General features: G+C 71.9%; 9 protein-coding genes and 1 pseudogene. 7 read left to right on the top strand and 3 right to left on the bottom strand.

The genetic code is table 11. The features are described from left to right. Positions 1–94: 94 nt before the first annotated feature. The 3 genes and pseudogenes from ABZ449_RS38945 to ABZ449_RS38955 form a co-directional block, all read left to right on the top strand. Positions 95–483, top strand: a pseudogene (locus ABZ449_RS38945) (ABC transporter permease); the annotation flags it as partial. A 536-nt stretch (positions 484–1,019) separates the two neighbouring features. Beyond that, positions 1,020–2,606: a ricin-type beta-trefoil lectin domain protein gene (locus ABZ449_RS38950; protein WP_360355986.1), complete on the top strand. Its 1,587-nt coding sequence runs from the start codon at positions 1,020–1,022 to the stop codon at positions 2,604–2,606. A 203-nt stretch (positions 2,607–2,809) separates the two neighbouring features. Continuing rightward, on the top strand, positions 2,810–3,133 hold the full coding sequence (locus ABZ449_RS38955; protein ID WP_360355989.1) for a hypothetical protein: 324 nt from the start codon (positions 2,810–2,812) through the stop codon (positions 3,131–3,133). Between the two features lie 175 nt (positions 3,134–3,308). Here ABZ449_RS38955 and ABZ449_RS38960 read toward each other — a convergent pair whose 3' ends face one another. Next, a complete protein-coding gene (locus tag ABZ449_RS38960) occupies positions 3,309–4,253 on the bottom strand; it encodes a hypothetical protein (RefSeq protein ID WP_360355991.1) in 945 nt (314 codons plus the stop codon). 232 nt (positions 4,254–4,485) lie between these two features. On the opposite strand from ABZ449_RS38960, the gene ABZ449_RS38965 reads away from it, so the two are divergent. From ABZ449_RS38965 to ABZ449_RS38975, 3 genes are read left to right on the top strand one after another with little or no spacing between them, the layout of a single operon-like run. Beyond that, positions 4,486–4,737: a hypothetical protein gene (locus ABZ449_RS38965; protein ID WP_360355994.1), complete on the top strand. Its 252-nt coding sequence runs from the start codon at positions 4,486–4,488 to the stop codon at positions 4,735–4,737. Continuing rightward, the gene (locus ABZ449_RS38970) at positions 4,730–5,308 is read left to right on the top strand and encodes a sigma-70 family RNA polymerase sigma factor (protein WP_360355997.1); all 579 of its coding nucleotides are present in this window, start codon (positions 4,730–4,732) and stop codon (positions 5,306–5,308) included. The genes ABZ449_RS38965 and ABZ449_RS38970 overlap by 8 nt, the downstream gene beginning before the upstream one ends. After that, the gene (locus ABZ449_RS38975) at positions 5,305–6,381 is read left to right on the top strand and encodes a hypothetical protein (protein WP_360356000.1); all 1,077 of its coding nucleotides are present in this window, start codon (positions 5,305–5,307) and stop codon (positions 6,379–6,381) included. Before ABZ449_RS38970 ends, ABZ449_RS38975 begins: the two co-directional genes overlap by 4 nt. A gap of 100 nt (positions 6,382–6,481) precedes the next feature. Here the strand turns inward: ABZ449_RS38975 and ABZ449_RS38980 are convergent, their stop codons facing one another. Both ABZ449_RS38980 and ABZ449_RS38985 read right to left on the bottom strand, forming a co-directional pair. Next, on the bottom strand, positions 6,482–7,996 hold the full coding sequence (locus tag ABZ449_RS38980) for an FAD-binding protein (RefSeq protein ID WP_360356002.1): 1,515 nt from the start codon (positions 7,994–7,996) through the stop codon (positions 6,482–6,484). Positions 7,997–8,059: 63 nt separating this feature from the next. Continuing rightward, positions 8,060–8,398, bottom strand: a complete 339-nt coding sequence (locus ABZ449_RS38985) for a hypothetical protein (protein WP_360356005.1) — start codon at positions 8,396–8,398, stop codon at positions 8,060–8,062. A gap of 292 nt (positions 8,399–8,690) precedes the next feature. Between ABZ449_RS38985 and ABZ449_RS38990 the strand changes: the two genes are divergently transcribed. After that, positions 8,691–8,990 (top strand): YciI family protein, encoded by a 300-nt coding sequence (locus tag ABZ449_RS38990; protein WP_360356008.1) that lies wholly within the window; start codon positions 8,691–8,693, stop codon positions 8,988–8,990. The last annotated feature ends 273 nt before the right edge of the window (positions 8,991–9,263 follow it).

A 9,263-nucleotide genomic window follows, 5' to 3' on the forward strand; every position in this document is an offset into this window, starting at 1 on the left:
GCAGCTCCGTGCCCAGCCGGGCGAGCGGATCCTGGAGATCGGCTGCGGCACCGGCATGCTGCTGCTGCCGCTCTCCCGCGAGCGTGACTTCCCACTCCACCACGACCGCACCGAGCTGTACACCCGGGCGATCCAGCCGGCCCTGTGGCCGCTGATCTTCGGCCAGACCTTCACCCGCCTCGAGGCGACCCCCACCGGCGGCATCCCGTACCTGGACTTCCTCGCGACCGTCTGATGGGCATCGGTCAGGCGATCACCATGCCGTTGTTCTTCGCCTCCAACGCCCTCTACCCGATCGCCCTGATGCCGGGCTGGCTCCAGGCCGTCAGCAAGGCCAACCCGCTGAGCTACCAGGTCGACGCGTTGCGCGGCCTGCTCATCGGCACCCCTTCCCACCTGCCCCTGGACTTCGCCGTCCTCGCCTTCGCCACGCTCTGCGGGATCGCCGCCTCCTCCGCCCTCCTCGGGCGCCTGGCCCGCTAGCACTCCGGTGCGACTTCGCCGTCTACGTGCCTGAGGTGGTGGAGAGCCGCCGCCGGTCGTGGCTGCGACGTTCCGAAGCCTGGTGGCTTCTGCGCCAGTTCGACCGGTGCAGGAGGACGGTTCGGAGTCGCACGTGTGGTCGGCCTTGCGTCGTCGGCTGCTACGGCGTCGGCGAGTGTCGCGAGAATCGTCGCGGGGCGACAGGGCGCATATTCCTTGTACTTTTCCTTCGGTATTCCGTTGTTCACCGCTTCGATCCCCAATTGTCGACCGGATCGGGTGCCACCCATCCGCTGGTGAGCGGCTCATATGTGCCCTACAGAAGCTTCGTGACGTCATGTAGAGTCTGCGCCGCCGTACATGACTGATACTCAGAAAATTGGGGGCTTGACAAATCGAGTCGAGGTCGAACCGACTTCGATATCAAGTCAATTCAGATCGGTCACCCACGGACTGTCCTAGTTTGCACCATCTTTGATGCAAAACTTACCCGGGAAAAGGAAATGCGCGCAGAAGAGTCCACGATAGGAAGCCCCGTGTTCCGCAAGTCCCGGTCCCGTTCCCGACGGGCGGGTGTGCTGGCCACCGTTCTCGCCGCCGGTGCGCTCTCCACCCTCAGCGCGACCCCGGCCGGCGCCGTGGTCGGCGACGCGGCCGCGGCCGGCGCCTCCGCCACCACCGCGCGCCTGGTGATCGGTGACAGCCTGCGCGGCTGCACCGGCGCGCTGATCGACCAATTGTGGGTGATCAGCGCCGCGTCCTGCTTCTCCGACGACCCGGCGCAGCCGCAGGCGCTGGCCGCCGGCGCGCCGAAGTGGAAGACCACCGCCACGGTCGGCGCGAAGTCGACCCAGGTCGTCGAGCTGGTGCCGAGCCAGGGCCGCGACCTGGTGATGGCCCGCCTGGCCACGCCCGTCCAGGGTGTCACGCCGCTGACGGTCGGCACCTCGGCGCCGGTCGCCGGGCAATCGCTGACGGTGACCGGGTTCGGGCGCACCAAGACCGAGTGGGTGCCGTCCCAGGCGCACACCGGCTCGTTCAGCCTCGACACCGTGAACCCGACCGGCGTCGGCATCACGGGTACGGGCGGTGCGGCGGTCTGCAAGGGCGACACCGGCGCCCCTGTGGTCCGTGAGGTCAACGGCAAGGCCGAGCTGGTCGCCGTCGCCTCCCGCTCCTGGCGGGGCGGCTGCCTCGACACCCCCGCCACCGAGACCCGCACCGGCGCCTACGCCAGCCGCGTCGACGACCTCACCGCGTGGGTGTCGGCCCAGACGAGCCGGTCGTACGAGATCCTCAACCCCGCCAGCGGACGCTGCCTCAACCTCAAGGGCGCCGGGCCGTGGCTGAACAGCACCGAGATCATCGCCTGGGACTGCACCCTCGGCGCCGGCAACGAGAAGTTCCAGCTGACCCCGGACGGGTTGGTGCGCAACCCCGCCAGCAACCGGTGCCTGAACGTCGCCGGTGCCGGGCCGTGGAACAACGGCAACTCGATCATCCTCTTCGACTGCAGTGCCTCCTCCGGCAACGAGAAGTTCGAGTGGACCGCCGACGGCCAGCTGCGCAACCCCGCCAGCAACCGCTGCCTCAACGTGTTCGGCGCCGGCCCGTGGGCCAACGGCACACCGATCGTCCTGTTCGACTGCAACAGCGACCCGAACGAGAAGTTCCAGCTCGCCACCGACAACGAGATCCCCCACCCGGTCGGCCGGATCAAGAACCCTGCCAGCGACCGTTGCCTCAACATCTCCGGCGCCGGCCCGACCTGGCCGAACAGCACGCCGATCGTCCTGTTCGACTGCAACGGCCAGATCAACGAGATGTTCCAGCTCACCGCCGACGGGCAGCTCTACAACTACGCCAGCAACCGGTGCCTGAACGTCGCCGGTGCCGGGCCGTGGAACAACGGCAACTCGATCATCCTGTTCGACTGCAGTGCCTCCTCCGGCAACGAGAAGTTCGAGTGGACCGCCGACGGCCAGCTGCGCAACCCCGCCAGCAACCGCTGCCTGAACGTCGCCGGTGGCGGCCCGGTCTGGAACAACAACACCCCGATCATCCTGTGGGACTGTAACGCCGACCCGAACGAGAAGTTCCAGCTCATCGCCGTACAGGCCTGACCGTAGCTCCGGATCAGGACTGGTGGGGTGGCCGTGGCCGGATGCCACGGCCGCCTTCCGGTTTCGGCCGGTTCAGCCGTGAGCGGCTCGTGGAACGCGCCGTGGCCCCCGCCGTCGGGGCAGACGGGCAGACGGGCAGACGGGCAGACGGGCAGGCCGGTAGAGCGGCAGGCCGGCAGGCCCGAGGACTGGGAGGTGGCACCGTGGCGCTGGCCAGGAAGGGTTCGCGTCGTATCGTCGTCGAGGGCGTGGCCTACCGTTGGCGTGTCAGCAGGCAGCACTGGTGCTGCGACTTCGAGGGCACCACCCTGGGCTACGCGGTGGAGGACGCCGCCCGTCCCGGAACGACGCTCGTCGTGGACACCGGCCGGCCGACCCTCCGCAGCCCCCGCGCGGTGGCGACGGAGGTGGTCATGCCGTGGGAGGTCGCCGAAGGCATCCGCTGCGCCCGCACCGCGGGCTGGACGCCCACCGTCGACGGGTCGCCCTTCGTCATGCGCCTGTCCGCGGCCCGGCCCGCCATCTGACTGCGGGACGGGCCGGCCGCACGGCGTGTGAATCCTGCGGGGAGGGCGTCCGACGCCGAAAGCCCCAGGCGGGTTGGTACATCCCCGGCGGGGCCGTCTACGAGCGCAGCGCCGCCCGTACGGTCCGGTGAACGGGCCTGCCGGCGGCGCCCGGTCGGGGCCTGTCGGGAGTCGGTCAGGGGCGGGTGTGGCGTACGGGGTGGCCGCCGGGGCCGGTGGTGAGCCAGGAGCCGTCGCCGAGCGGGCGGAGGTCGTACGGGTCCGCGGCGTGGGTGTCGAACTCGCCGTGGATGCGGCCGGTACGGGCGTCGAGGCTGTAGTGGCGGAACCAGTCCTCCTCGTCCTCGTCCTCGCCGATGAGGGTGGCGACGACGGTGTCCTCGGTCAGGTAGCCGCCGCTCCACTCCAGGTAGACCGTCTCCGGGTCGTGCCCGAAGTCGGCGGCGGTGAGGGTGAAGAGGACCTCGCCGCCGGGGAAGGCGTGGACGGCGAGGTCGTTCTGTGCGTGGTCGACGGTCAGGAACCGGTGGCCGTCGGGTGACAGGTCGATGAGGCACCGGTCGTCCCACGGGTAGCGCAGGAGTTCCATCCGTCCGCCGGTCAGCGACGCGCGGTGGACGACACTGCCGTCCTGTCCCTCGCCCACGTTGAGGAGCACCTGGCCGCTCGCCGGGTGCGCCAGCTGCACACCGCCGTGCCCGACCGTCTCCAGGTCGGCCTGCGCGAGGACCTCGCCGGTCGCCGCGTCCATGGCGACCCACTGGTCCGGCCGGTCGCGGCCCGCCGTGGCGTCGGGCCGGTAGACCCACAACACCCGTCCGTCCGGGGACAGTTCACAGTCGGGCTGGTGCCCGAAGACCTCGTCCGCCGGCGGCTCGAACCGCGAGCGCCACAGCAGCGTGCCGTGCGCCGTCACGCAGACGGCCGCGTCCAGGGTGGTGTAGTAGGCGCGGCGCAGGTCGGTGCAGACGGCGTGGCCGACGACCTCGTCCCCTTCTGCGGGCCGGAACGTCGCCGCCGGCGACAGCACGCCCACCGTCGCGGCGTCCGGGAGGTAGGCGCAGAGGAGCCCGTCGACGAGCCGCGTGGTGGGCCGGACGGCACGGGGGGAGGAGGCCATGGCCGGATGCTACCGAACCCGTCCCTCGCGGGCCCGCGAGGGACGGGGCGGCGGCCGTCACCTCTCCCGGGTGAGGCGTGGGCGGATTTCCCGGCGACCGCCGGTTCACGCGCAGGTGCCGTACGGCCTCTGACCCACGACGGGTTCGCACGGAGCGGACCACGACGGGTTCGCGCGGAGCGGACCACGACGGGTTCGCACGGAGCGGACCACGAACAGGGAGGACGCGCGGATGGATCCGCTGACGGCCGCAGCCTTGGCGGCGCTGTCGGGCGCGGGTGTTCGCATCACCGCGGTGGTGTGCCGGCACCTGGGACTGCGGTGGCGATCGCGTGAGGAGGACGCGCGCGGGAGGGTCGTCGAGACGCTGGCCCGCGTCCTGCCCGAGGGGGGCCGTTTCCGGGAGGTGCGCAGCGACGGGAGCTCGGTGACGTTGACGATCCCGCGGCGGCCCGTTCGGCGGGGGTACGGGACGGGTGAGTGACAACGATGCGTACGACGCCGGTGTGTCCCGGCCGCTGCTCACCGGGCAGGGGCCGGAGGGTCTGCTGGCCGCCGACCGGCACTCGACGCGGGAGGACTTCGCCGAGTTCTACCGGCGTTTCACGCCGACGCTGGTCGGCTTCCTGATGTGGCAGGGCGCGCCGACGCGGCTGGCGGCGGATCTGGCCCAGGAGACGATGATCAAGGCGTTCCAGGGGTGGGGGCAGATCCGGTCGCCCCGGTCGTGGACGCGCAAGGTCGCCTCCCGGGAGCTGGTGCGGCATGTCAGCCGGGTGGAGGAGGACCCGGTCGAGCAGGTCCCCGAGACGACGGGTCTGATGCGGCGCTGCCCGGCCGAGTTGGCGGAGTGGGAGAGCCGGCACGAGCTCGAGGAGCTGCTGGGCGGTCTTCCGCCCCGCCAGCGGCAGGTCCTGGCCTGGAGCGTGTCGGGCTACAGCCCGTCGGAGATCGCCGAGGAGCTGGGGATCGAACCCGCCGCGGTGCGCGCGAACCTGATGAAGGCCCGCCGGGCGGTCGCCCTGCGGATGAGGGCCCGAGAGGAGGGGGCATGACCGGCAGGTCGGGGCCCGTTGCGGACGACGGTGCGGTCGACCCGGGTGACGACGTGGTCGGCCCGGACGACGAGGCGGTCAACCCGGGCATCACCGCGCGGCTGACGGATCTCGTCCACGGCCTCGCCGCTCTCCTGGACCTGGAGACCGGACTGGGGGAGGTCATGGTCCACGCCCGCCATGTCGCTCTGGTCGAGGAGCTCGGCACGGTGATCGACCTGGAAACCGGTCTGGCCGAGGTCCTGCGGGAGAACCCCCACGGGGGTGAGGCGCACGCCCGGGCCGACGGCACCGGGCGGGGACCAGGGCGCCGGGAACTCGACGGCGTCGTGCAGGCGCTGGATCCCCAGGTCCGACTGGCCCTGCGCCGGCACCCGGCCATCGTGGCCAGCATCCGGGGCGGACTCGTGTCGCGGGCGGTGGACCTGGCCCTGCACGTCGAGCGTGACCTCGCGCACGCCCTGGTCCTCACGCATGCGCTCGCCCGCACCGTCGCCGACGACCTCGGGCACCTGATCGCGCTTCCCCGCGATGTCACCCTGGCCCGCGAGCTGCACCTCGCGGTCGACTTCGCCCTGCACCACGCCCACGACGTCCCCCGGGCACAGAGCCGGGCCCGCGTCCTGGCCCACGACCTCGCGCACGACCTGGCCCACGACCTGGCGCGGGACCTCGCCCACCACCGCGCCCAGGACCTCGCACACGCGCTGGCCCGGGACCTCGCCCGGGCCCTGGCCCGGGACCTCGACCGCGCTCCCGTGCGGGATCTCGCCCGGGCCCTGGCCCGGGACCTCGACCGTGCGGCGGGACCGCTGCTCGGCCTGCCGGGCAGCGGCGAACTCGGCACCCTGCTGCTGGACGGCCCGCTCGACGACTTCACCCGGGCCGACCTCAGCGACGTCGACCTGACCCGCGTCGATCTGGCCGGGATGCGCTGGTCGGTGCAGGGCACCCGGTGGCCTTCGACAACCGATGCCGAGCAGCTCAAGAGCGGGTCGTGGGAGAGCCCGCCGGGCTCCGGCGTCTACGTGATCCGGCCGGGGACGTCGACGACGGACTTCACCAGGGTGTGAACGAGCCGGCGCGGCGCCGGCTCGGGCGGCCGGCCGGGCCCCGCCGGGCCTGCGCACACGCGCGTGCGCAGGCCCGGAACGACCTCGGTCCGGTGGTGCGTCAGATCGTGTGGATGCCCTGTCCCGGGGTGAGGATCCCGGCCGGGTCCCAGCGCCGCTTGGCCGCCACCACCCGCTCCCACAGCCCCCCGTAGTGGCGCTGCCAGTCCGCGCGCGTCATCCCCGGCACCGCCCCGATCAGGTACCGCTTGCCGCCCAGCTGCACCGCCAGGTCGTACAGCTGCCGGTTGCGCTCCAGCATGGCCGCCGTGTCCGCCCCTGGCCCCGGGAAGGCCAGGAGGTCGAAGTGCCAGCCGAGTTCCTGGTCGGGCAGTACGGCCAGTGGTGCCTTCACCTTGGAGCGCAGGTAGGGGTAGAAGAGCAGTAGCCCCGCCCCCAGGTCGTCGGCGGTGAGCACCTCGGCGGCCCGCGCCATGAACGCCCGTGCCGTGGACGCCGGCAGGAACACGCTCAGCCACGGCTTGGGCAGCGCCCAGTAGCCGGTGGCCCGCAGGTATTCGGAGAAGCCGTCCACCCGCCAGGCGTATTCGCGCCAGCTCTGCTCCACCACCTGCGTCTGCACCGGCGTCAGCCCTGCCAGCAGCGCCGCCCGGTCCACCTCCTGCCCGGCGTCCGCGAACGCCACCAGCTCCGCCTTGTAGCGCCAGCGCGAACCGTCCTCGCTGCGCACGACGTCACCGACCTGGAAGTCGAAGCGGCGCCGGGCCAGCACCTTCTCCTGGTCGGCGAGGTAGGTGTCCAGGTCGTCGTAGTAGAGCGAGAAGACGTGGGCGCGCTCGCGCACCGGGACCAGGGCGATGGTGACGCGCACGATGACGCCGACCTGGCCGCCGCCGGCCAGCACCGCCTCGAACAGTTCCCGGTTGCGGGTGGGGGAGGCGGTGACCAGTTCGCCGGTGCCGGTGACGACGTCGAGTTCGAGGACGTTGTCGACCTGCATGCCGTGGTGTTGTACGCCGCCGCCGATACCGCCGACGCTCAGCGTGCCGCCCACCGACAGGTGCAGGTAGTCGGTGAGCACCGGTGGCACCCAGTCGGCCGCCAGACCCGCCTCGGTCACCTGCGCCCAGGTCGCCCCGGCCTCGACGACGGCGCGTCCCGGCTGGACGGAGAGGACCTTGGACAGGCCGCGGGCGTCGATGGCGATGCCGCCGCGGGGGTTGGCCTGGCCGTAGCTGGAGTGGGACTCCAGGCCGTTCTCGCCGAGTCGGGCGAGGTCCCCGCTCTGTCCGTTGACGGCCACCGGGATGCGGTGGCGGCGGGCGAAGGCGACCAGTTGCTGGATGTCGCGCACGGAGCCGGGGCGCAGGACGGCGCGGGGTTGTGCGGTGAGGAGGTGTCCGAAGTCGCCGGTGAAGCGTTCGAGGCCTTCTCCCTGGAGGGTCATGGTGCCGTCGAGGGCGGGCAGGAGGGCGATGCCGGCGGAGGTGGTGGTGTCGGTGTCGGCTTCGGTGGCCCAGGCGGCGGTGGTGGTGTTCCAGCCGGTGACGGCGGTGAGGGCTCCGGCGCCGGCGGAGGAGAGGAGGGTGCGGCGAGACAGTCCTGGCCTGTCCATATCAGATGTTCTCCGATCGGTCGTCAAATAGGGATTGTTGTACCGCAACCATCGGGTGATCACCTACTGCCGTGCACCGGTGATCTGCTGCTCGATGCGGCGCAGGTCGGCCGTCGGGTACTCCCACATCTGCGCCTGGTGGGCGGGGGCGTGGGAGGGGATGTGCGCGCAGGCGGCGCGGGCTTCGTCGAGCAGGGCCTGCCGTGCGTGGGGCAGGTGGGCCACCCGCGGCCCTTCGGCGGCTTCCCGCAGGACGAACGCCAGCTTGTAGGCGTAGGCGGCCGGGCTGACGGTGAACAGCGTCCGGTACACCCACAGGCCCTCCTCGCCGTGCAGGATCCGCTCGTTGTGGCTCAGCAGCCGCACTCGCGCCCTGAGTACCGTGTCCTCGTGTACGCGCATCCGCGTGTCCCCCTCTTTCGTCGTTCGTCCGTCTTCTCCCGTGCGCGGGCAGCACGCCGTACGCGCCGGGCGCCCTGGGCGGGGCGGCGGCGTGCGGATGCGGGACGGGATGCGCTCGAGTCTGCGGGCGTGCGGCGGGGTGCGGCAAGGCGGAAGAGGGGTGTGCTGTGTCCTACCGGAACCTTGCCTGAGCTGGCAGGATGGGGGTCGGCACCCTCTGGCCGGAGTCCGGCGGGGGCCGGGTTGGGGCCGGATGGGGGCGGGGCGGGTGGTGGGGGTTAGCCTGGTCGCCATGTTCGTAATGGAGTTGACGTACACCGCGGGTCTGGAGTCGATCGACGCGGTGCTGCCGCAGCACATCGCGTGGCTGGAGGAGCACTATGCGGCGGGGACCTTCCTGGCCTCGGGCCGTAAGGTGCCGCGTGACGGCGGGGTGATCCTCGCGGTCGGTCAGGACCGGGCCGGTGTCGAGGCCTTGGTGGCCAACGATCCGTTCGTGCGGGCCGGGTTGGCCGAGTACCGGGTAACGGAGTTCCTGGCCACCACGACCGGTCCGGAGCTGGCGGCCCACCGCCAGCAGCTGCCGGCCTGACACCTCCCGGGCCCCGCCGGCCCCGCCCGTGCGTGTCCGGCCTCTCCCGGCTCCTCCTCCCGGTCCCGTCTGGGCGCGCTGGGTTTCTCCCGGTCCCGTCCGGCTCCGTCCGTGCGGGCCGTCCCTCCCGGCGTGTCCGGTCCCGTCGCCCTTCCGGTCCCGTCCGTGTGTGTCTGTGGGGTTCGGGGTGGGGGTTGTGTTCTGGTTACGATCGGTGAGTGCAGCGGCGGTGTGTCGCGGGTACCGACTTTCGGCGGGAGAAGACGGATGGCA

Source organism: Kitasatospora sp. NPDC005856, from assembly GCF_040629945.1.
GTDB lineage: Bacteria > Actinomycetota > Actinomycetes > Streptomycetales > Streptomycetaceae > Kitasatospora.